The sequence below is a fragment of the Stutzerimonas decontaminans genome (assembly GCF_000661915.1).
GTDB classification, from domain to species: Bacteria; Pseudomonadota; Gammaproteobacteria; order Pseudomonadales; family Pseudomonadaceae; genus Stutzerimonas; species Stutzerimonas decontaminans.
This window is the reverse complement of the sequence record NZ_CP007509.1, coordinates 165,315-184,567: the sequence shown is the minus strand read 5'-3', so window position 1 is coordinate 184,567 and position 19,253 is coordinate 165,315. Positions and strand designations below refer to the sequence as shown.

Annotated in this window: 21 protein-coding genes and 1 other RNA gene; 7 read left to right on the top strand and 15 right to left on the bottom strand. The window is 64.0% G+C overall.

The window, feature by feature from the left end:
- Window positions 1-46 precede the first annotated feature (46 nt).
- The 10 genes from gcvP to UIB01_RS00870 form a co-directional block, all read right to left on the bottom strand.
- Window positions 47-2,923: an aminomethyl-transferring glycine dehydrogenase gene (gene gcvP, locus UIB01_RS00915; RefSeq protein ID WP_038655993.1), complete on the bottom strand. Its 2,877-nt coding sequence runs from the start codon at window positions 2,921-2,923 to the stop codon at window positions 47-49.
- Between the two features lie 58 nt (window positions 2,924-2,981).
- The gene (gene gcvH, locus UIB01_RS00910) at window positions 2,982-3,371 is read right to left on the bottom strand and encodes a glycine cleavage system protein GcvH (RefSeq protein ID WP_038655991.1); all 390 of its coding nucleotides are present in this window, start codon (window positions 3,369-3,371) and stop codon (window positions 2,982-2,984) included.
- 52 nt (window positions 3,372-3,423) lie between these two features.
- A complete protein-coding gene (gcvT, locus tag UIB01_RS00905) occupies window positions 3,424-4,506 on the bottom strand; it encodes a glycine cleavage system aminomethyltransferase GcvT (protein ID WP_038655989.1) in 1,083 nt (360 codons plus the stop codon).
- Between the two features lie 212 nt (window positions 4,507-4,718).
- Window positions 4,719-6,335, bottom strand: a complete 1,617-nt coding sequence (locus UIB01_RS00900; protein WP_038655987.1) for an ABC transporter permease — start codon at window positions 6,333-6,335, stop codon at window positions 4,719-4,721.
- A 97-nt stretch (window positions 6,336-6,432) separates the two neighbouring features.
- Complete coding sequence (locus tag UIB01_RS00895; RefSeq protein ID WP_038655986.1) at window positions 6,433-7,434, bottom strand: extracellular solute-binding protein; 1,002 nt, start codon at window positions 7,432-7,434, stop codon at window positions 6,433-6,435.
- 109 nt (window positions 7,435-7,543) lie between these two features.
- Window positions 7,544-8,764 (bottom strand): 2-octaprenyl-3-methyl-6-methoxy-1,4-benzoquinol hydroxylase, encoded by a 1,221-nt coding sequence (locus UIB01_RS00890; protein WP_038655984.1) that lies wholly within the window; start codon window positions 8,762-8,764, stop codon window positions 7,544-7,546.
- Window positions 8,764-9,252, bottom strand: a complete 489-nt coding sequence (locus UIB01_RS00885; protein ID WP_038655982.1) for a DUF4442 domain-containing protein — start codon at window positions 9,250-9,252, stop codon at window positions 8,764-8,766. Before UIB01_RS00885 ends, UIB01_RS00890 begins: the two co-directional genes overlap by 1 nt.
- A 23-nt stretch (window positions 9,253-9,275) precedes the next feature.
- Window positions 9,276-10,454, bottom strand: a complete 1,179-nt coding sequence (gene ubiH / locus UIB01_RS00880; RefSeq protein WP_038655980.1) for a 2-octaprenyl-6-methoxyphenyl hydroxylase — start codon at window positions 10,452-10,454, stop codon at window positions 9,276-9,278.
- Window position 10,455: 1 nt separating this feature from the next.
- The gene (gene pepP / locus UIB01_RS00875) at window positions 10,456-11,790 is read right to left on the bottom strand and encodes a Xaa-Pro aminopeptidase (RefSeq protein WP_038655978.1); all 1,335 of its coding nucleotides are present in this window, start codon (window positions 11,788-11,790) and stop codon (window positions 10,456-10,458) included.
- Between the two features lie 16 nt (window positions 11,791-11,806).
- On the bottom strand, window positions 11,807-12,361 hold the full coding sequence (locus UIB01_RS00870; RefSeq protein WP_038655976.1) for a YecA/YgfB family protein: 555 nt from the start codon (window positions 12,359-12,361) through the stop codon (window positions 11,807-11,809).
- A 130-nt stretch (window positions 12,362-12,491) separates the two neighbouring features.
- Between UIB01_RS00870 and UIB01_RS00865 the strand changes: the two genes are divergently transcribed.
- The 4 genes from UIB01_RS00865 (at window position 12,492) to UIB01_RS00855 (ending at window position 13,833) form a co-directional block, all read left to right on the top strand.
- On the top strand, window positions 12,492-12,701 hold the full coding sequence (locus UIB01_RS00865) for a TIGR02449 family protein (protein WP_038655974.1): 210 nt from the start codon (window positions 12,492-12,494) through the stop codon (window positions 12,699-12,701).
- Window positions 12,698-13,012, top strand: coding sequence for a cell division protein ZapA (locus UIB01_RS00860; RefSeq protein WP_038655972.1), 315 nt, complete (start codon window positions 12,698-12,700; stop codon window positions 13,010-13,012). Before UIB01_RS00865 ends, UIB01_RS00860 begins: the two co-directional genes overlap by 4 nt.
- A 33-nt stretch (window positions 13,013-13,045) precedes the next feature.
- Window positions 13,046-13,224, top strand: a non-coding RNA gene (gene ssrS / locus UIB01_RS22595) — 6S RNA.
- Window positions 13,225-13,230: 6 nt separating this feature from the next.
- A complete protein-coding gene (locus tag UIB01_RS00855; protein WP_038655970.1) occupies window positions 13,231-13,833 on the top strand; it encodes a 5-formyltetrahydrofolate cyclo-ligase in 603 nt (200 codons plus the stop codon).
- Window positions 13,834-13,863: 30 nt separating this feature from the next.
- Here the strand turns inward: UIB01_RS00855 and UIB01_RS23210 are convergent, their stop codons facing one another.
- Window positions 13,864-14,016, bottom strand: coding sequence for a hypothetical protein (locus tag UIB01_RS23210; RefSeq protein WP_180983539.1), 153 nt, complete (start codon window positions 14,014-14,016; stop codon window positions 13,864-13,866).
- Window positions 14,017-14,213: 197 nt separating this feature from the next.
- Here UIB01_RS23210 and UIB01_RS00850 point away from each other — a divergent pair, with 197 nt between their 5' ends.
- Complete coding sequence (locus tag UIB01_RS00850) at window positions 14,214-14,663, top strand: EVE domain-containing protein (RefSeq protein WP_038655968.1); 450 nt, start codon at window positions 14,214-14,216, stop codon at window positions 14,661-14,663.
- A 1-nt stretch (window position 14,664) separates the two neighbouring features.
- On the opposite strand, the gene UIB01_RS00845 is transcribed toward UIB01_RS00850, so the two are convergent.
- Window positions 14,665-15,066 (bottom strand): flagellar basal body-associated protein FliL, encoded by a 402-nt coding sequence (locus UIB01_RS00845; protein WP_015275182.1) that lies wholly within the window; start codon window positions 15,064-15,066, stop codon window positions 14,665-14,667.
- Between the two features lie 213 nt (window positions 15,067-15,279).
- Here UIB01_RS00845 and UIB01_RS00840 point away from each other — a divergent pair, with 213 nt between their 5' ends.
- On the top strand, window positions 15,280-16,260 hold the full coding sequence (locus UIB01_RS00840) for an NADPH:quinone oxidoreductase family protein (protein WP_038655964.1): 981 nt from the start codon (window positions 15,280-15,282) through the stop codon (window positions 16,258-16,260).
- A 51-nt stretch (window positions 16,261-16,311) separates the two neighbouring features.
- Here the strand turns inward: UIB01_RS00840 and secB are convergent, their stop codons facing one another.
- The 3 genes from secB to UIB01_RS00825 form a co-directional block, all read right to left on the bottom strand.
- The gene (secB, locus tag UIB01_RS00835; RefSeq protein ID WP_003303313.1) at window positions 16,312-16,806 is read right to left on the bottom strand and encodes a protein-export chaperone SecB; all 495 of its coding nucleotides are present in this window, start codon (window positions 16,804-16,806) and stop codon (window positions 16,312-16,314) included.
- A 64-nt stretch (window positions 16,807-16,870) separates the two neighbouring features.
- Window positions 16,871-17,125 (bottom strand): glutaredoxin 3, encoded by a 255-nt coding sequence (gene grxC, locus UIB01_RS00830; protein ID WP_038655962.1) that lies wholly within the window; start codon window positions 17,123-17,125, stop codon window positions 16,871-16,873.
- A gap of 2 nt (window positions 17,126-17,127) precedes the next feature.
- Window positions 17,128-17,541 (bottom strand): rhodanese-like domain-containing protein, encoded by a 414-nt coding sequence (locus UIB01_RS00825; RefSeq protein ID WP_014818641.1) that lies wholly within the window; start codon window positions 17,539-17,541, stop codon window positions 17,128-17,130.
- Window positions 17,542-17,681: 140 nt separating this feature from the next.
- Here UIB01_RS00825 and gpmI point away from each other — a divergent pair, with 140 nt between their 5' ends.
- Window positions 17,682-19,229, top strand: a complete 1,548-nt coding sequence (gene gpmI / locus UIB01_RS00820; RefSeq protein WP_038655960.1) for a 2,3-bisphosphoglycerate-independent phosphoglycerate mutase — start codon at window positions 17,682-17,684, stop codon at window positions 19,227-19,229.
- The last annotated feature ends 24 nt before the right edge of the window (window positions 19,230-19,253 follow it).

Sequence of the window (19,253 nt, the reverse complement as noted above, 5' to 3'; positions counted from 1 at the left end):
CCGAAAGGACGTCGAAGAACGACGCCCGCCCGACCCTCAGCGCAGCTCAGTCGCGATAGGCGTCCACCGGCACGCAGGCGCAGAACAGGTTGCGATCGCCGTAGACGTTGTCCACGCGGTTCACCGCCGGCCAGTACTTATGCGCGCGGGCGTGGGCGCTCGGCGTCACCGCTTCGGCGATGCTGTACGGCCGATCCCACTCGCCGATCACGTCAGCCAGGGTATGCGGTGCGCGCACCAGCGGGTTGTTGTCCGCCGGCCACTCGCCGTCCTGCACCTTGGCGATCTCCGCGCGGATGCTCAGCATCGCTTCGACGAAACGATCCAGCTCGGCCTTCGACTCGCTCTCGGTGGGTTCGATCATCAGCGTGCCGGGCACGGGGAAAGACATGGTCGGCGCGTGGAAGCCGTAGTCCATCAGGCGCTTGGCGACGTCCTCCTCGCTGATGCCACTGGCCGCCTTGAGCGGGCGCAGGTCGAGGATACATTCGTGAGCCACGCGGCCGTTGCGCCCGGCGTAGAGCACCGGGAAGGCCCCGCCGAGGCGATTGGCCAGGTAGTTGGCGCCGAGAATGGCGACTTCCGTGGCGTCGCGCAGCTGCGGGCCCATCATGGCGATGTACATCCAGCTGATCGGCAGGATGCTCGCGCTGCCCCAGGGCGCCGCGCTGACCGCACCATTGCCCGGCTGCGGACCTTCCAGCTCGACCACCGGATGATTGGCCACGAACGGCGCCAGATGCGCCTTGACGCCGATCGGGCCCATGCCCGGGCCGCCACCGCCGTGGGGGATGCAGAAGGTCTTGTGCAGGTTCATGTGCGAGACGTCGGCACCGATATCCGCAGGCCGCGCCAGGCCGACCTGGGCGTTGAGGTTGGCGCCGTCCATGTAAACCTGGCCACCGTGGGCGTGGATCGCGGCGCAGATCTCGCGCACGTTCTCCTCATAGACGCCATGGGTCGACGGATAGGTGATCATCAGGCAGGACAGCCGGTCACCCGCTTCGGCGGCCTTGCGCTTGAGGTCTTCCAGGTCGACGTTGCCGCCCTTGTCGCACTCGACGATGACCACCCGCATGCTGACCATCTGCGCCGAGGCGGGGTTGGTGCCATGCGCCGAGGACGGAATCAGGCAGATGTCGCGCTGCCCTTCGCCGCGGCTCTCGTGGTACTTGCGGATCGCGACCAGACCGGCGTATTCGCCCTGCGCGCCGGAGTTGGGCTGCATGCTGATCGCGTCGAAACCGGTGATCGCGCAGAGCCAGGCCTCCAGCTCTTCGATCATCAACTTGTAGCCCTGGGCCTGCCCGCGCGGGACGAACGGGTGCAGGTTGGCGAACTCGGCCCAGGTGATCGGGATCATCTCACTGGTGGCGTTGAGCTTCATGGTGCAGGAGCCGAGCGGGATCATCGCCTGGTTCAGTGCCAGGTCCTTGTTCTCCAGCTGCTTGAGGTAGCGCAGCATCTCGGTTTCGCTGTGGTGCGAGTTGAAGACCGGATGGCTGAGGTAGCCGCTCTCGCGCTGCAGCCCTGCGGGAATGCCACCGGCCAGCTTGCTGGCATCCAGCGCGGCGACGTCGAGGCCGTGATCGGCACCGAGGAAGATCGCCAGCAGCTGCTCGACGGTGCGCTCGTCGCAGGTCTCGTCAAGGCTCACGCCCAGACGACCGCGGCCGAGGATGCGCAGGTTGATCTGCGCCGCTTCGGCACTTTCGATGATCGCGGTCTGCGCGCCACCGACTTCGAGAGTCAGCGTGTCGAAGAAATGTTGATTGAGGCGGACGATGCCCTTCTGCTCCAGCCCGGCAGCGAGGATTGCAGTCAGCCGATGGACGCGCTGGGCGATGCGCTTGAGGCCTTGCGGGCCGTGGTAGACGGCGTAGAAACCGGCGATATTGGCCAGCAGCACCTGCGCGGTACAGATGTTGGAATTGGCCTTTTCGCGGCGGATGTGCTGCTCGCGGGTCTGCAGCGCCATGCGCAGCGCGGTGTTGCCACGGGCGTCCTTGGACACGCCGATGATGCGTCCCGGCATGCCGCGCTTGAACTCGTCGCGGCTAGCGAAATAGGCCGCGTGCGGGCCGCCGTAACCCATCGGCACACCGAAGCGCTGGGTCGAGCCAAGCACCACGTCGGCGCCCAGTTCGCCCGGCGGGGTCAGCAACAGCAGGCTGAGCAGGTCGGCAGCGACGCAGGCCAGCGCCTGCTGCGCGTGCAGCTGCTCGATGGCCGGACGCAGGTCGCGAATCTCGCCATGGGTGTCCGGGTACTGCAGCAGCGCGCCGAACACCTCGTGCCCGGCCAGCTCGTCCAGCGTGCCGACCACCAGCTCGAAGCCGAACGCTTCGGCGCGGGTCTGCACCACCGAAAGCGTCTGTGGATGGCAGTTCTCGTCGACGAAGAAGCGGTTGCTCTTGCTCTTGGCCATGCGCCGGGCCAGGGTCATGGCCTCGGCCGCTGCGGTCGCCTCATCGAGCAACGAGGCGTTGGCCAGGTCGAGACCGGTCAGGTCGATGATCATCTGCTGATAGTTCAGCAGCGCTTCCAGGCGACCCTGGGCGATTTCCGGCTGATAAGGGGTGTAAGCGGTGTACCAGCCCGGGTTCTCCAGGACGTTGCGCAGGATCACCGGCGGAGTGATGGTGCCGTGGTAACCCATACCGATCAGGCTGGCCCATAGCTGATTCTGCTCCGCGTAGCCACGCAGCTTGGCCAGCGCGGCCTGCTCGTCCAGCGCCGGCGGCAGGCTTAGCTCGTCCTGCAGACGAATCGCCGGCGGCACGGTCTGCTCGATCAGCTGTTCGCGACTGGTCAGGCCCAGGGCATCGAGCATGGCCTGCTGTTCGGCCTGATCCGGACCGAGGTGACGGCGCAGAAAGGCATCGGGTTGCTGGAGTTGGGAAAGGCTCGGCATATACGGCATGGTCGCTACTCTCGGAAAAACAAAAGCCCCGACAGAGCGGGGCTTTTGCGGATGATGCTTAGGCGTCGGCGTCGCAGGCGGCCTGGTAGCCGGCTGCGTCGAGCAGCTTGTCCAGCTCCGCCTTGTCGCTCGGCTGCAGGCGGAAGAACCAGCTGCCATAAGGGTCGCTGTTGACCAGCTCGGGCGAATCGGCCAGCACCTCGTTGATCGCGATCACCTCGCCAGAGACCGGTGCATAGATGTCGGAGGCGGCCTTCACCGATTCGACCACGCCGGCTTCCTGACCGGCATTGAGCTGGCGCCCGACTTCGGGCAGCTCGACGTAGACCACATCCCCCAGCGCTTCCTGAGCGTGATCGGAGATGCCGACGGTAATGCTGCCGTCCGCTTCGAGACGGGCCCACTCGTGGCTGGCGGCGTAACGCAGATCGCTGGGGATATTGCTCATTGTTGGATCCTCAAGGCTGTTGACAGCAGTCGCGCAAAACAGTCGGTCGAATTTACACCAGTACCTTGCCGTGGCGCACGAATGTCGGCTGCACGACCCGCACCGGGTACCACTTGCCACGAATCTCCACTTCCGCGCGCTCGGCAGTGCCGGCCGGCACACGGGCCAGGGCGATGGATTTGCCAAGCGTAGGAGAAAAACTGCCGCTGGTGATTTCGCCGTCACCGACGCCATTCACCCGCACCACTTGATGAGCACGCAGCACGCCGCGCTCTTCCAGCACCAGCCCGACCAGCTTGGGCAGATCGCCTTGGGCGCGCTGCTGTTCCAGCGCGGCACGGCCAACGAAGTCGCGCTCGGCCGGCTCCCAGGCCACGGTCCAGCCCATGTTGGCGGCCAGTGGCGAGACGTCTTCGGTCATGTCCTGGCCGTACAGGTTGAGCCCGGCCTCCAGGCGCAGCGTGTCGCGCGCGCCAAGGCCGATTGGTGGGATGCCAGCGCCGACCAGCTCGCTGAGAAAATCCGGCGCCTGTTCGGCCGGCAGGATGATTTCCAGACCATCTTCGCCGGTGTAACCGGTACGCCCGATAAACCAGTCGCCCTCGGCCAGCCCCTGGAATGGCTTGAGTTCCTGAATCAGCGTGGCGCGAGCCTGGCTAACCAGCTCGACCGTGCGGGCGCGGGCATGGGGGCCCTGAATTGCCAGCATGGCCAGTTCGGGACGCTCCTTGACCTCGACCGCGAAACCGGCCGCCTGCTTCTGCATCCAGGCCAGATCCTTTTCGCGGGTGCTGGCGTTGACCACCAGGCGGTAGCCCCAATCAGTCAGGTAGACGATCAGGTCATCGACCACCCCGCCGCGCTCGTTGAGCATCGCGGTGTACAGCGCCCGTCCGGTGCTTTTCAAGCGCATCACGTCGTTGGCCAGCAAGCGCTGCAGATAGTCGCGGGCCTGCCCGCCGGAGACATCGACGACGGTCATGTGCGAGACGTCGAACACTCCGCAATCTCGTCGCACCTGATGATGTTCTTCTACCTGGGAGCCATAGTGCAGTGGCATGTCCCAGCCACCGAAATCGACCATCTTGGCACCGAGCGCAAGGTGCTGATCGTAGAGGGGAGTACGCTGACCCATGGGTTTCTCCTTCCGGGCAGGTCGCCGAATCGGCATTGGAAAAGTCAGTAAAGCCGGGCCCTGCGGGGGTCGGCGACTTTCGAATGGCGCGCATTGTAGCCCCAAGGTTGAAGCAGGTCACGGTGGATCAGGCAGCAGGAGACTGGAGGTCGAATCGCGGCCCGCGCTAGCGCGGCTGCGTCGTTCAGCGCGCTTCTGGAAAAGCTGCGCGACTAGCCAGGGCGCCGCGCCGAGCGGCGAATCAGCAGCACCACCGGCAGCAGACCGACCAGCACCAGAGTCAGCGCCGGCAGCGACGCACGGGCCCACTCACCTTCGCTGGTCATCTCGAAGATGCGCACGGCCAGGGTGTCCCAGCCGAATGGACGCATCAGCAGGGTCGCCGGCATTTCCTTGAGCACATCAACGAACACCAACAGCGCCGCGCTCAGCGTGCCCGGCAGCAGCAACGGCAGGTAGACACGGAAGAACAGCGCCGGGCCGCCGACACCCAGGCTGCGCGACGCCTGCGGCAGTGACGGGCGAATCCGCGCCAGAGCATTTTCCAGCGGGCCGAAGGCGACCGCCATGAAGCGGATCAGATAGGCCAGCAGCAAGGCACCGAGACTGCCGAGCAGGATCGGCTTGCCGGCCCCGCCCAACCAGCTGGATAGCGGGATCACCATGTGCCGGTCGAGGTAACTGAACGCCAGCATGATCGACACCGCCAGTACCGAACCCGGCAGGGCATAGCCGAGGTTGGCCAGCCCGACTGCACTGCGGATCGAACGTACCGGCGCCTGCCGTCTGGCGAAGGCCAACAGCAGCGCCACCGTCACCACGATCAATGCAGCCATGCCGCCGAGATAGAGCGTATGCAGGATCAGACCCCAGTAGCGCTCGTCGAGATCGAAGCGCCCGCGCTGCCAGAGCCAGACGAGCAGCTGCAGCACTGGAATAACGAATGCGCAGAGAAAAACCAGCCCGCACCATGCACTCGCGGCAAACGCCTTCGCCCCTGTCAGCCGGTAAAGCGCCGCAGAGCGCGCTCGCTCATTGGCCGGCCGCGCCGCACCGCGCGCCCGGCGTTCGCCATAAAGCACAAGCATCACCGCCAGCAGCAGCAGACTGGCCAACTGGGTGGCGCTGGTGAGGCTGAAGAAGCCGTACCAGGTCTTGTAGATCGCCGTGGTGAAGGTGTCGAAGTTGAACACCGACACCGCACCGAAGTCGGCCAGGGTTTCCATCATTGCCAGCGCCAGACCGGCACCGATCGCCGGCCGCGCCATCGGCAGCGCCACGCGCCAGAAGGCCTGCCAGGGTGACTGGCCGAGCACCCGCGCCGCCTCCATCAGGCCTTTGCCCTGCGCGAGAAAGGCCGAACGCGCCAGCAGATACACGTAGGGATAGAACACCAACACCAGCACGGTAATGACGCCGCCGGTCGAGCGCACTCGCGGAAAGCGAATGCCGCTGCCGAACCATTCACGCGCCAGGCTCTGCACCGGCCCGGAGAAATCCAGCAAACCGATGAAGACAAAAGCCAGCACATAGGCGGGAATCGCGAACGGCAACATCAGCGCCCAGTCCAGCCAGCGGCGCCCGGGAAACTCGCACAGCGCCGTCAGCCAGGCGAGGCTGACCCCAAGTAGCACCACGCCAATCCCCACGCCGAGCAGCAAAGTCAGGGTATTGCCGAGCAGACGCGGCATCTGCGTATCCCACAGGTGCGACCAGATCTCGGTATCGATGCTGCTCCAGCTGAACAGCAGAATGCTCAGCGGCAGCAACACCAGGGCTGCGACAGCAAACGTGATGGGATACCAGCGGCGCTCGACGGGATGGGACACTCAAGCCTCGACAGCTAAAAAGACGACGCCCCGGACCAGGCCGGGGCGCCGAGTATAACCGCAGCGGCGAACCTCACCGCTGCATACGCAGGGCTGATCAGTTCCAGCCAGCGCGATCCATCAGCTTGATGGCTTCGGCCTGACGCTTGCCAGCCACTTCCACCGGAATGGTATCGGCCTTGAACTCGCCCCATGCCGCTACTTCGGCCGAAGGCTTCACACTCGGGTTGGCCGGGTATTCCATGTTGATGTCGGCGAAGATGCTCTGCGCCTCCTCGCTGGTCATCCACTCCACCAGCTTGCGCGCGGCGTCCGGGTTCGGTGCGTGCTTGGTCAGGCCAATGCCGGACAGGTTGACGTGTACGCCGCGGTCATTCTGGTTCGGCCAGAACAGCTTGGCCTTCAGCTGCGGGTTCTGCGCGTGCAGGCGACCGAAGTAGTAGGTGTTGACGATGCCAGCATCGCACTGCCCGGCATCGACAGCCTGGACCAGCGCCGTGTCGTCGGCAAAGACGTCAGTGGCGAGATTGCCGACCCAGCCCTTGATGATCTGCTCGGTTTTTTCGGCGCCGTGGGTCTCGATCATGGTGGCGGTCAGCGACTGGTTGTAGACCTTCTTGCTGGTACGCAGACACAGGCGGCCATCCCAGCGCTCGTCAGCCAGCGCCTCGTAAGTGCTCAGCTCGCCGTCCTTGACCCGCTCAGGGGAGTAGACGATGGTCCGTGCGCGCAGCGACAGACCAGTCCAGGCGTCGTTTGAGGAACGGTACTGGGCCGGAATATTGTCCTTCACCACCTGGGACTTCAGAGGCTGCAGCAGGCCCATTTCCTCGGCTTGCCAGAGATTGCCGCCATCGACTGTCAGCAGCAGATCCGCCGGGGTGTTCGCGCCTTCGGCCTTGATGCGGGCCATCAGCGGGGCTTCCTTGTCGGTGATGAACTTGATCGCGACACCGGTCTTCTTGGTGTAGGCGTCGAACACCGGCTTGATCAGTTCGTCGATGCGCGAGGAGTAAACCACTACTTCGTCGGCAGCCTGGACGGCACCCGATAGCGCCGTCAGCGCCAGGGCGGCGAGTAAACCTTTGCTTGCCTGCATGGAACAGCCTCTTGGTGAGTTGGAACGGAGGCTGAATAATAGTGAATGTTATTTACCTTCTCAATGCGACAAATCGTGCAAGTAATGTTTGGTAAATATCAATCCGATATCAGGGCTTGGCCAGCTCCGGCAGATCACCGCTCAAGCCCAGCGCTTGACGGACGAACACCGCTTTCGCTTCAGGCAGCGCTTGCACCGCCTTCAAGCCGGTATTGCGCAGCCAGCGCAGCGGCAGTGGATCAGCCTGGAACAGCCGCTCGAAGCCTTCCATGGCCGCCATTATCGCCAGATTGTGCGGCATGCGCCGGCGCTCGAAGCGGCTCAGCACCTGCACATCGGCGACCCGCTCACCACGGGCAATCGCAGCCTTGAGCACTTCCGCCAGCACGGCGGCATCCAGCAGGCCGAGGTTCACACCCTGCCCCGCCAACGGATGGATGGTATGCGCCGCATCGCCGATCAATGCCAGTCCCGGCTGCACGTAACGCTTGGCATGACGCTGACGCAGCGGTATGCACAGTCGTGGATCGGTTTCGAGTACCTCGCCCAGGCGCTGCTCGAAAGCACGGCCAAGCGCCATACGGAACGCCGCATCATCCAGCGCCATGAGCCGCTTGGCTTCAGCTTCGGTAACCGACCAGACAATCGAGCACCAATGGCGGTCGCCATCGCGCTCGAGCGGAAGAAACGCCAGCGGACCGTGATCGGTGAAGCGCTGCCAGGCCGTCCGCTGGTGCGGCTCGCGGCAACGCACGCTGGTGACGATGGCCTGGTGCAGATAATCCCACTCGCGGGTTTCGAAGCCAGCCAGGCGACGTATCGCCGAATTGGCGCCGTCTGCCGCGACCAACAGTGCGCTGTGCAGTTCGCGACCGTCGGCGAGTTTCAGCTGCCAGCCCTCGACCGTGCGTGCCAGCTGCTCGACGCGGGCATTGCCAATCAGCCGCACCTGACCCTGCCGCTGCATGGTTTCCAGCAGCGCGTCCTGCACAACGCGGTTTTCGACAATATGGCCAAGCACTTCAGCATGCACCGTTTCCGCGGAGAAGTGGATCTGGCCGGTGCCCGAACCATCCCAGACGTGCATGTCGGTGTAGGGGCTCGCGCGGCGCGCGGCGATGCCCGGCCAGGCGCCGACCCGCTGCAGGATGCGCTGGCTGGCGGCGGACAGCGCGCTGACTCGCGGCTCGAAGCCGCCGTGCGGATCGAAGTCGACGACCTCGAGCGGGCTCGCATCGAGCACGACGATGTCCAGCCCGCACCCCTCGAGAGCGAGTGCCAGCGTACTGCCGACCATGCCGGCGCCTACGATGATCAGATCCGCTTGCATCACTTCTCTCCTGGCTGCCGCGCCCGCGGCTTGAGTCGTATATAGAGGGTCTTCTGCACCCGTGCCACCAGCGTGCCCTCGCCGTCACGCACTTCGACATGCATTCTGGGCAGGAACTTGCTGCCATCGGCCGTGTGCGTGCGAATGTCCTCCAGCAGCTTGTCGCTGATGGCGAACTCGGCGTAGACCGTGCCCCGCCCGGGGCTGACAAATTCTATGTTGGCCGCCTTGTCCCAGACGATGTAGTCGCGTCCGAGATTCTCCATCAGCATCAGCACTAGGAACGGGTCGACCATCGAATACAGCGAGCCGCCGAATTGCGTACCGACATAGTTGCGGTTGTACCAGCGCAGCACCATCTTGACCTGAACCAGGCGCAGATCCGCGCTGATGTGCCGCACCCGAACACCGGCTCCGAAGTACGGCGGATAGAAATTCATGGCCCAGCGCAGAAACCGCGCCTTGCGCGCCAAACGGGAGCCGCTCATGCAAGGTCCTTTGGTTGCGGCGTTCAGCTCGCGCGAGTGCCCAGGCCCATGGCCTGCCGCGCGAACCAGCGCTTGGCGGTGGGCATAAGATCCAGCCCTAGCAGTCCGAGATTGCGTCCGGCCGCGACCAGCCGGCCGGAGTCGACGAACAGCCGGGTGACCTGATCGGAGAAACCGACGGTCATGCGCTGATCCATGCGCTGCCTGTGCGCGTACGCCTGCAACACCTCCAGGTCGCCCAGCGCGGCGTCGCTGTGCAGCAAGGCGGTGCTCAGCGCATCCACGTCGCGCAGCGACAGGTTGTAGCCCTGGCCGGCGATCGGGTGCAGGCTGTGCGCTGCGTTGCCCAGTACCACCAGCCCAGAGCGGACCTGCTCTTCGGCCTCGACCAGCGTCAGCGGATATAAATGCCGCGCGCCGACCTGCTGCAAGGCGCCCAGGCGATAGCCGAAGGCCTCCTGCAGTTCGGCGAGAAAGACCGCCTCGTGCGCCTGCGCCAAGCGCGCCGCGTCGGTCTGGGCGCGCGTCCATACCAGCGCGCAACGGTCGCCCTGCAGCGGCAACAACGCCATCGGGCCGTCTTCGGTGAAGCGCTCGAAAGCCAGGCCGCCATGTGGCTTGCCCGGGGAGATATTGGCGATCAGCGCCGTCTGCCCATAGGGTCGGCGCGCGACATGAATGCCCAGCTGCTCGCGCAAACCGGAGCGGCCACCATCGGCCAGCACGGCCAGGTCGCATTCCAGCTGCTGACCGTCCGTGAAGCTCAGGCGATAGCCGGTAGCGCTAGGCTCCAGCCGTTCGACCTCGGCCGGGCAGTGGCGGGTCACCACCGCATCATCCAGTGCCTGCCACAGGCAATGCCCGATCCAGGCATTCTCCACCACATAGCCCAGTGCCTCGACGCCTTCGCTAGCGCAATCCAGGCGGGCGGCGCCGAAGCGGCCACGTTCGGATACATGAATGCGCAGAATCGGTTCGGCGCGCTCGGCAATCCGCTCCCACAGGCCGAGGCGCTGGTAGATCAGCCGGGTGCCATAGGACAGAGCGGTGGAGCGCGCGTCATAACTCGGCTGGTACTCGTGGCCGGGCTCGAACGGCTCGATCAGGTGGATGCGCCAGCCGCGCTCCCGGGCGCCATCCTGCAAGGCCAGCGCGAGACTGGCACCGACCAGCCCGCCACCGATGATCGCCAGGCTCTGCATGTCAGGCGACCTGCTCGCGAGCGGCGGCCATCAGCGCCTCGATTTCCGCGACACTCTTCGGCACGCCACCGGTGAGGATTTCGCAGCCGGTCCGGGTCACCACCACGTCGTCCTCGATGCGCACGCCTATGCCGCGCCACTTCTTCGCCACGTTCTGATTGTCCACGGCGATATAGATGCCCGGCTCGACGGTCATCGACATGCCCGGCTCGAGCACGCGCCACTCGCCGCCGATCTTGTAGTCACCGACGTCATGCACGTCCATGCCCAGCCAGTGGCCAGCGCGATGCATGTAGAAAGGTTTGTAGGCCTCGCTGGCGATCAGTTCGTCGACGTCGCCCTGCAGCAGGCCCAACTCGACCAGCCCGGCGGTGATCACCCGTACCGTGGCTTCGTGGGCCTCGTTCCAATGCTTGCCGGGTGCGATGTGCTTGAAGGCCTCTTCGTTGGCGGCCAGCACCAGTTCGTAAATGGCCTTCTGCTCGGGCGAGAAGCGGCCGTTGACCGGGAAGGTGCGGGTAATGTCGCTGGCGTAGCAGTCGATTTCGCAACCGGCGTCAATCAGCACCAGGTCGCCATCCTTCAGCGGTGCATCGTTCTCGCGGTAGTGCAGGATGCAGGCGTTCCTGCCGGCGGCGACGATCGATCCGTAGGCCGGCATCTTCGCCCCGCCCTTGCGGAACTCGTAGTCCAGTTCGGCTTCCAGGTGGTACTCGAACAGGCCAGCGCGGCTGGCCTGCATGGCACGGATATGCGCACGAGCGGAAATATCCGCCGCATGCTTCATCACCTTCACCTCGTTGCTCGACTTGTACAGGCGCATGTCGTGCAGCAAATGATCGAGCGCGACGAACTCGCTGGGCGGCTGTGCGCCCTGACGTGCTTTGGCGCGGATGGTCTTGATCCACTCCATCAGCCGATGATCGAAGGCTTCGTTGGTACCGATGGCGTAGTACACACGGTCCCGGCCTTCGATCAGGCCAGGGAGAATGTCGTCGATGTCGCCGATGGGGAAAGCGTCGTCGGCGCCGTATTCACTTATCGCACCGTCCTGCCCTGCTCGCAGGCCGTCCCACAGCTCGCGCTCGGGGTCGCGTTCGCGACAGAAGAGCACGTATTCACCGTGCTCGCGCCCAGGAATCAGGGCGATCACCGCCTCAGGCTCGGGGAAGCCGGAGAGATACTGGAAGTCGCTGTCCTGGCGGTAGACATGCTCGACATCGCGGTTGCGGATGTACATCGGCGCGGCCGGCAGAATGGCGATGCTGTTGGGTTCCATCTGCTCCATCAGCGCTTTGCGCCGACGGGCGTATTCCGATCTGGGGATGCGAGTCATGGGCGGAACGGTTTCCTCAATGCAGGGAGGGTTTCGGCGCAGCGGGCAGCGGCTTGGCACACTCGGTGAACAGCAGCAGTGGCGCCACACGCAGGTACTCCATCACTTCCATGTAGTCGGTCTCGCCGTCCTCGGACTCTTCCAACGAGTCCTGGATCTGCGCGATAGCGGAGAGGTCCTGGAGCACTTCCATGGCTTCGCTGCTCAGCGCGCGGTCACCGGCGGCGAGACCGAATCCGGCGAGAAAGCCCTGGCACCACTGACCCAGCGCCACTGCGCGTTCGCCAAGCGGCGCATCGTCGCTGGGCAGCAGCAGGACAACGGCGATGTCGTCACCGGCGAGCTCGCCTTTGACCATCTCCTGCAGGCCGATCAATGCCTGACGAACACTGTCTTGCGGTGCTTCGCCGAGCAGGTCCGAGGCATCGGTCAGCCAGGGCTCGACCTCGAAACCTGCACCGGCGCAACTGCGCCCCAGCAACAGGCCATGCAACTCGGCGGGAGAAACTGTTTGCGGACTGCCCGCCAGAAGTGTGGCGAAGGCGGCATACGGGGAATTCTGAATGGACATGGCGGCTAGGCGCACGATGGCGCAATGACTAGAATGAAGGCTTCGTATCCTAGCACCGGCGGCCGCGGCAAGACCATCGAAGGCCCCGGCCATCGCCTCCGTCTTCATCAGAGCCCCAAACAGGAATCACATGGAAGACGCCGATCTGAAAGCGCTGACCACCAAGCTGGAGCAGCTGATTCAGCGCATCGAACAGCTCAAGGCGCAGAACCATCTGCTGCTGACCAGCGAGCGGGCATGGCGTGAAGAGCGCGCTCATCTGATCGAAAAGAACGAAATGGCCCGATTGAAGGTCGAATCAATGATTTCGCGCCTGAAAGCCCTGGAGCAGGACTCATGACCCAGCCGAACACCGTTACCGTGCACATCATGGACAAGGAATACTGCATTGCCTGTCCATCAGAGGAACGCAGCAATCTCGAAGGCGCGGCCCGTTATCTGGATCGCAAGATGCGCGAGATTCGCAGCAGCGGTAAAGTCATCGGCGCCGATCGCGTGGCGGTGATGGCAGCCTTGAACATCACCCACGAGCTGCTGCACAAGCATGATCGCCTCGACGCCGAAGCCAGCAGCGCACGCGAACACGTGCGCATGCTCTTGGAGCGTGTTGACAGCGCGCTGGCCACCGATCCAAACCCTTCCGGCAACTGATCAACGGCAGCCGGTTTGCGTTATACTCCGCCCAACTCCCTGGCATGTTCGCCAGTCGGCGATGACCCTCTCCCGATAAGCAACACCATGGAGGCTACACGTGGTGCCGGTGTGCATGTCCGCCTGACGGAAAGCCTTAAGGTACTCTGTAGTCGCCACCTTGAACTCTCGGGTTCAAGGGCCTACGCTGGCAGCGGCATGCTGGGGAGCCACTTCTGATGATCGTAGCCGAAGGCCTTTCACGCCCGGCGCTACGCCGAAAGTTACGCCAAGCCCGGCGCCAACTCTCTCCCGCCCAGCAACGCCTCGCCGCGCGTCGCCTTTACCGGCAACTTGCCCACCAGCCCTTGTTTCGTCGCGCCCGACATATCGCCCTCTATCTGCCCAACGACGGCGAGATCGACCCACGCCTGCTGCTGCGCGCCGCTCAGCGCCGCGGCAAAGCCACCTATCTTCCGGTACTGAATCCATGGCCGCGTACGCGCATGGTCTTTCAGCGCATCGAGCCCGGCGAACGACTGCGGCGCAACCGCTTCGGCATTCCCGAACCCGTAATCCGGACCGCTCGACAACGTTGCGTCTGGGCGCTCGATCTACTGCTGATGCCACTGGTGGGCTTTGACGGCAATGGTGGGCGACTGGGGATGGGCGGCGGTTTCTATGATCGCAGCCTGGCGTATCGCGCGATGCGCAAAAAAAGTCACAAACCGACACTCCTGGGCCTGGCCCACGAGTGTCAGAGAGTCGACCGGTTACCACTGGAAAGTTGGGATGTACCCATTCAGGGCACGGTGACGGACCAGGGCTGGTACGTCGGGTGAGGGAAATGCCGCGTCCTTGCGGCATCTATGTCATCGCTGCTGGGCTTGCTGCACCTGGATGACCGGAGCCATGCCGGCCGCGCCATCGTGCTGTTCCCACAGGCTCTGCGTATAGCCGGTGGTGACTACGCCCAGGCCAAAGATGAAGACCAAAATCCACAGAATATCGGGCTTACGTTTCATTTGTGTTCGCCTCCCCCTACCAGGCGAAATGCTTGCGTCGAGTCGGTGTGATTTATCGTTCTAGGACTCGATAGGCCACCTTACAGCCGCGGCATTTTCCGTGAAGCTTCGGCACCGCGCAAACAGGTATTGCAGCCGACTGTCGGAGATTTTGCCATCATGGTCTGATCGAACCGACTGACGGGAGAGCAAGGTTCATGCCTTATTGGCTAATGAAGTCCGAACCGGACGAATTTTCTATTCTGGATCTGAAAAAACTGGGGCACGGTCGCTGGGATGGCGTGCGCAATTACCAGGCGCGCAATTTCCTGCGCCAGATGCAGGAAGGCGATCAGTTCTTCTTTTACCATTCCAGTTGCGCCGAGCCTGGCATTGCCGGAATCGGCAGCATCAGTCGCAGCGCTTACCCTGATCCCACTGCACTCGACCCCGCCAGCCCTTATCACGATGCCAAGGCCAGCGACGAGGTCAATCCATGGAGCGCAGTCGATGTCGAGTTCGTTGAAGCCTTCAGCACGCCCCTGAAGCTGGCCCGCCTGAAAGCAGAACCTGCCCTCCAGGAGCTGGCGCTGGTAAAGAAAGGCAGCCGCCTGTCGGTAATGCCCGTCAGCGAGGACGAATGGCAGACGGTATTGGCGATGCGCTGAGTTACTGGATGATCAGATTGTTGAACAGCAGATCATCGACCAGCGGCTTACCCTCTTCCTGCTCGAGCACCTCGCGCACCTGGCGCAAGGCCTCCTGACGCAGCTGCTCCTTGGCTTCGGGACCACTCAGCGTCTCGTCGGTCTGTTGGGAAAACAGCATCACCAGCTGATGACGGATCAGCGGCTCGTGGTGCTTTACCCGATCTTCCACCTCCTTGCTGGAGATGCGCAGCGCGACATCAGCCTTGTAGTACTTCAGCCGCTCACCCGAGCCATAGTTGCCGACCATGGCGGGCACCAGCGCGTAGTAGAGCGTCTGCGGGGCCGCTTCGTCAGCCGAGTTTTGCGCGAGCACCGGCCCGGCAAGTGCGAAACCAAGAAACAGGGTTATCAGGTACTTCACGGGGCAGCGCTCCAGGGAAAATCTGCGCCAGCATAACCAGTCGCCGCCGCGCACCCAAGCCCACCACGCAACTGCCCGCCGCTTATACGCCGCCATTACAGCGAACGATGCTGATTGCCTCGTCAAGCAGCGCTCCTAGACTGGATAGTCCTGAGCAGTCGAGCCATCCATCGTCGGGCGGCAAGCGTCCGACCAGTCGAACAAGGAAAAACGATGAAAGCCGTCCTGTGCAAAAGCTTCGGTCCGCCCGAGAGCCTGGTGCTCGAAGATGCCCCTACCCCTCAGATCAAGCCGAGCGAGATCCTGCTCGACGTGCATGCCGCCGGGGTCAATTTTCCTGACACGCTGATGATCGAGGGTAAGTATCAGTTCAAGCCGCCGTTCCCATTCTCGCCCGGCGGCGAGGCGGCCGGCGTCATCGCCGCGATCGGCGAGAAGGTCAGCCACCTCAAGGTCGGCGACCGGGTCATGGCGTTGACCGGCTGGGGCAGCTTCGCCGAGCAGGTTGCGGTGGCCGGCAGCAACGCGCTGCCGATTCCGCCGAGCATGGACTTCGACACCGCCGCCGCCTTCAGCATGACCTACGGCACCTCGATGCATGCGCTTACCCAGCGCGCCAATCTGCAACCTGGCGAGACCTTGCTGGTGCTTGGTGCCTCCGGCGGTGTCGGTCTGGCTGCGGTGGAGATCGGCAAGGCCATGGGCGCGCGAGTCATCGCGGCCGCCTCCAGCGCCGAGAAACTGGAGGTAGCGAAGAACGCCGGTGCCGACGAGCTGATCAACTACAGCGAAGGCAGCCTGAAGGAGCGCCTGAAGGAACTCACCGGCGGCCAGGGCGTGGATGTGATCTACGATCCGGTGGGCGGCAAGCTGTTCGAGGAAGCCTTCCGCAGCATCGCCTGGAACGGCCGCATGCTGGTGGTGGGATTTGCTGCCGGCGGGGATATCCCGGCGCTACCGGCTAACCTGCCACTTCTCAAAGGAGCTTCGCTGATCGGCGTTTTCTGGGGCGCCTTCGCCCAGCGCCAACCGCAGGACAACGCCGCGAACTTCCGCCAGCTGTTCGCCTGGCATGCCGAAGGCAAGCTCAAGCCGCTGGTATCGCAACGCTTTGCCCTACAGGACACCGGCAAGGCCATCGCTACGCTGGGGCAGCGCAAGGCGGTCGGCAAACTGGTGGTGCAGGTGCGCTGACGCGCAGAAGGAGGATGCAGGAAGCGTCAGACGCTTCCTGCACGATCCGTATCAGTGGGCGGTGCTGGGTGCTTCGCCGGCGCCCTGCATACGCGCCATTTCCTGGGCGTAGAGCGCGTCGAAATTCACCGGCGCCAGCATCAGCGCCGGGAACGAGCCGCGGGTTACCAGGCTGTCCAGCGCCTCACGCGCGTATGGGAAGAGGATGTTCGGGCAGAACGCGCCAAGGGTGTGGCTCATGGCGGCGGCTTCGAGGCCTTTGATCAGGAAGATCCCGGCCTGCTGCACTTCGGCGATGAAGGCAACTTCTTCGCCGGTCTTCACGGTGACCGAAAGGGTCAGCACAACTTCATGGAAGTCGCCCTCAAGCGCCTTCTGCTTGGTGTTCAGGTCCAGCGCGACACTCGGATTCCATTCCTGACGGAAAATTTCCGGGCTCTTCGGCGCTTCGAAGGACAGGTCGCGGACGTAGATGCGCTGCAGGGAGAACTGCGCGCCCTGTTCGTTCTGCGACGCTGCGCCGCCGTTGTTAGCTTGTTCGGTCATTTCTGCAACCTTCTATCCAGTTGTGCGTGTCGTTTGAATTGTTCGCGGACCCGCGCTGCCGGCCTCAGGCCTGCAACAACGAGTCGAGACGTCCGGCGCGCTCCAGAGCGTGCAGCTCGTCGCACCCGCCGACGTGTTTATCGCCGATCCATATCTGCGGTACCGAGGTGCGTCCGGCCTTGCTGGCCATTTCGGCGCGCAGGGACGGATTGCCATCCACGGGAATTTCCTCGTAGGCGACACCCTTGCGATCGAGCAGCGCCTTGGCGCGGATGCAGAACGGGCACCAGGCGGTGGTATAGATGACGACGTTGGGCATGATTACTTGACCACTGGCAGATTGTCGCCGCGCCAGCTGGAAATCCCTCCCGACAACTTGGCGGCGGTGAAGCCTGCCTTCTGCAACTCACGGCAGGCCGTTCCGGCGTGCTGCCCCATGGCGTCGACCACGATGATGGTCTTGGCCTTGTGCTTTTCCAGCTCGCCTGTGCGGCTGACCAGCTTCTCGTAGGGAATGTTCAATGCATCGACGATATGACCGGCGTCGAACTCCTTCTTGACGCGCACGTCCAACACCACGCCCTCGCCACTGTTGACCAGTGCCGTCAGTTCGCGATTGCTCAGGCTCTTGCCACCCTTGCGTGTCTCGGTGATGAACAGAAGGATCAACAGCACCACGAACAGGCTGCTGAGTACATAGTGGTTAGAGACAAATTCAATCAGGTTAGCGAGCATCAACGGGTACCCGGACGATAAAATGCGGGCCAGTATACACAGCCCCTCCTACCGGCTGAACCCTGATGATTCGTGACCTCGCCCCGGCCAGCCAGTAGACTGGCCGCCCTTTTCCGCCCCCGTGCAAGGAGCCCGAAAGCATGTCCGTCGCCCCCACCGCCGCGCCCAAACCTCTGGTACTGATCATTCTCGATGGCTTCGGGCACAGCGACAGTCCGGACTTCAATGCCATCCACGCCGCGCGCAAGCCGGTCTACGATCGCCTGCTGGCCAGCCAGCCGCACGGATTGATCTCTGGCAGCGGCATGGATGTCGGTCTGCCGGACGGGCAGATGGGCAACTCCGAGGTCGGCCACATGAACCTGGGCGCCGGGCGCGTGGTGTATCAGGACTTCACCCGCGTGACCAAGGCGATCCGCGACGGCGAGTTCTTCGCCAACCCGACCATCTGCGGTGCAGTCGACAAGGCCGTGGGTGCCGGCAAGGCGGTGCACATCCTCGGCCTGCTCTCCGACGGTGGCGTGCACAGCCATCAGGATCACCTGGTGGCCATGGCCGAACTGGCTGCCCAGCGCGGCGCCGAGAAGATCTACCTGCATGCCTTCCTCGATGGCCGCGACACCCCGCCGAAGAGCGCACAGCACTCCATCGAACTGCTCCAGGCCACCTTCACCCGCCTGGGCAAGGGCCGCATCGCCAGCCTGATCGGCCGCTACTTCGCCATGGATCGCGACAACCGCTGGGACCGCGTGCAGCAGGCCTACGAGCTGATCGTCGAGGGCAAGGCCGAATACCGCTCCGACTACGCCGTGGACGGCCTGATCGCCGCCTATGAGCGCGGCGAAAGCGACGAATTCGTCAAGGCGACCACCATCGGCGAACCGGTGCGCGTCGAGGATGGTGACGCCGTGGTGTTCATGAACTTCCGCGCCGACCGCGCCCGCGAACTGACCCGTTGCTTCGTCGAACCTGGCTTCAGCGAGTTCCAGCGGGCCCGAGTGCCGCAACTGGCCGAGTTCGTCATGCTCACCCAGTACGCCGCGAGCATTCCCGCGCCGGCCGCCTTCGCCCCGGAAGCGCTGACCAACGTGCTCGGCGAGTACCTGGCCAACAACGGCAAGACCCAACTGCGCATCGCCGAAACCGAGAAGTATGCCCACGTCACCTTCTTCTTCTCCGGCGGCCGCGAAGAGCCCTTCCCGGGCGAAGAACGCATCCTCATCCCGTCGCCACAGGTCGCCACCTACGACCTCAAGCCGGAAATGAGCGCTCCCGAGGTCACTGACCGCATCGTCGATGCCATCGAGAACCAGCGCTACGACGTCATCGTGGTCAACTATGCCAACGGCGACATGGTCGGCCATACCGGCGTGTTCGAGGCGGCGGTCAGGGCGGTGGAATGCCTGGACAGCTGCGTCGGTCGCATCGTCGAGGCGCTGGACAAGGTCGGTGGCGAAGCGCTGCTGACCGCCGACCACGGCAACGTCGAACAGATGGAAGACGTCATGACCGGCCAGGCGCACACCGCGCATACCTGTGAGCCGGTGCCGTTCATCTATATCGGCAAACGCAACGTCTCGATCCGCCAGGGCGGCGTGCTGGCCGACGTCGCCCCGACCATGCTGACCCTGCTCGGCATGCCGGTGCCAGCAGAGATGACCGGTCGCTCGATCGTTGAGCTGAACTGACTGCGCCAGGTGGGAAGCGGATGG

What these genes read in the sequence shown, in the direction of transcription:
- UIB01_RS00890 (WP_038655984.1), bottom strand. Translation starts at nt 8,764, where the DNA reads ATGCAAGCGGATCTGATCATCGTAGGCGCCGGCATGGTCGGCAGTACG.
- UIB01_RS00870 (WP_038655976.1), bottom strand. Translation starts at nt 12,361, where the DNA reads ATGTCCATTCAGAATTCCCCGTATGCCGCCTTCGCCACACTTCTGGCG.
- UIB01_RS00885 (WP_038655982.1), bottom strand. Translation starts at nt 9,252, where the DNA reads ATGAGCGGCTCCCGTTTGGCGCGCAAGGCGCGGTTTCTGCGCTGGGCC.
- UIB01_RS00865 (WP_038655974.1), top strand. Translation starts at nt 12,492, where the DNA reads ATGGAAGACGCCGATCTGAAAGCGCTGACCACCAAGCTGGAGCAGCTG.
- gpmI (WP_038655960.1), top strand. Translation starts at nt 17,682, where the DNA reads ATGTCCGTCGCCCCCACCGCCGCGCCCAAACCTCTGGTACTGATCATT.
- UIB01_RS00825 (WP_014818641.1), bottom strand. Translation starts at nt 17,541, where the DNA reads ATGCTCGCTAACCTGATTGAATTTGTCTCTAACCACTATGTACTCAGC.
- pepP (WP_038655978.1), bottom strand. Translation starts at nt 11,790, where the DNA reads ATGACTCGCATCCCCAGATCGGAATACGCCCGTCGGCGCAAAGCGCTG.
- UIB01_RS00850 (WP_038655968.1), top strand. Translation starts at nt 14,214, where the DNA reads ATGCCTTATTGGCTAATGAAGTCCGAACCGGACGAATTTTCTATTCTG.
- gcvH (WP_038655991.1), bottom strand. Translation starts at nt 3,371, where the DNA reads ATGAGCAATATCCCCAGCGATCTGCGTTACGCCGCCAGCCACGAGTGG.
- gcvT (WP_038655989.1), bottom strand. Translation starts at nt 4,506, where the DNA reads ATGGGTCAGCGTACTCCCCTCTACGATCAGCACCTTGCGCTCGGTGCC.
- ubiH (WP_038655980.1), bottom strand. Translation starts at nt 10,454, where the DNA reads ATGCAGAGCCTGGCGATCATCGGTGGCGGGCTGGTCGGTGCCAGTCTC.
- secB (WP_003303313.1), bottom strand. Translation starts at nt 16,806, where the DNA reads ATGACCGAACAAGCTAACAACGGCGGCGCAGCGTCGCAGAACGAACAG.
- gcvP (WP_038655993.1), bottom strand. Translation starts at nt 2,923, where the DNA reads ATGCCGTATATGCCGAGCCTTTCCCAACTCCAGCAACCCGATGCCTTT.
- UIB01_RS00860 (WP_038655972.1), top strand. Translation starts at nt 12,698, where the DNA reads ATGACCCAGCCGAACACCGTTACCGTGCACATCATGGACAAGGAATAC.
- UIB01_RS00855 (WP_038655970.1), top strand. Translation starts at nt 13,231, where the DNA reads ATGATCGTAGCCGAAGGCCTTTCACGCCCGGCGCTACGCCGAAAGTTA.
- grxC (WP_038655962.1), bottom strand. Translation starts at nt 17,125, where the DNA reads ATGCCCAACGTCGTCATCTATACCACCGCCTGGTGCCCGTTCTGCATC.
- UIB01_RS00895 (WP_038655986.1), bottom strand. Translation starts at nt 7,434, where the DNA reads ATGCAGGCAAGCAAAGGTTTACTCGCCGCCCTGGCGCTGACGGCGCTA.
- UIB01_RS23210 (WP_180983539.1), bottom strand. Translation starts at nt 14,016, where the DNA reads ATGAAACGTAAGCCCGATATTCTGTGGATTTTGGTCTTCATCTTTGGC.
- UIB01_RS00840 (WP_038655964.1), top strand. Translation starts at nt 15,280, where the DNA reads ATGAAAGCCGTCCTGTGCAAAAGCTTCGGTCCGCCCGAGAGCCTGGTG.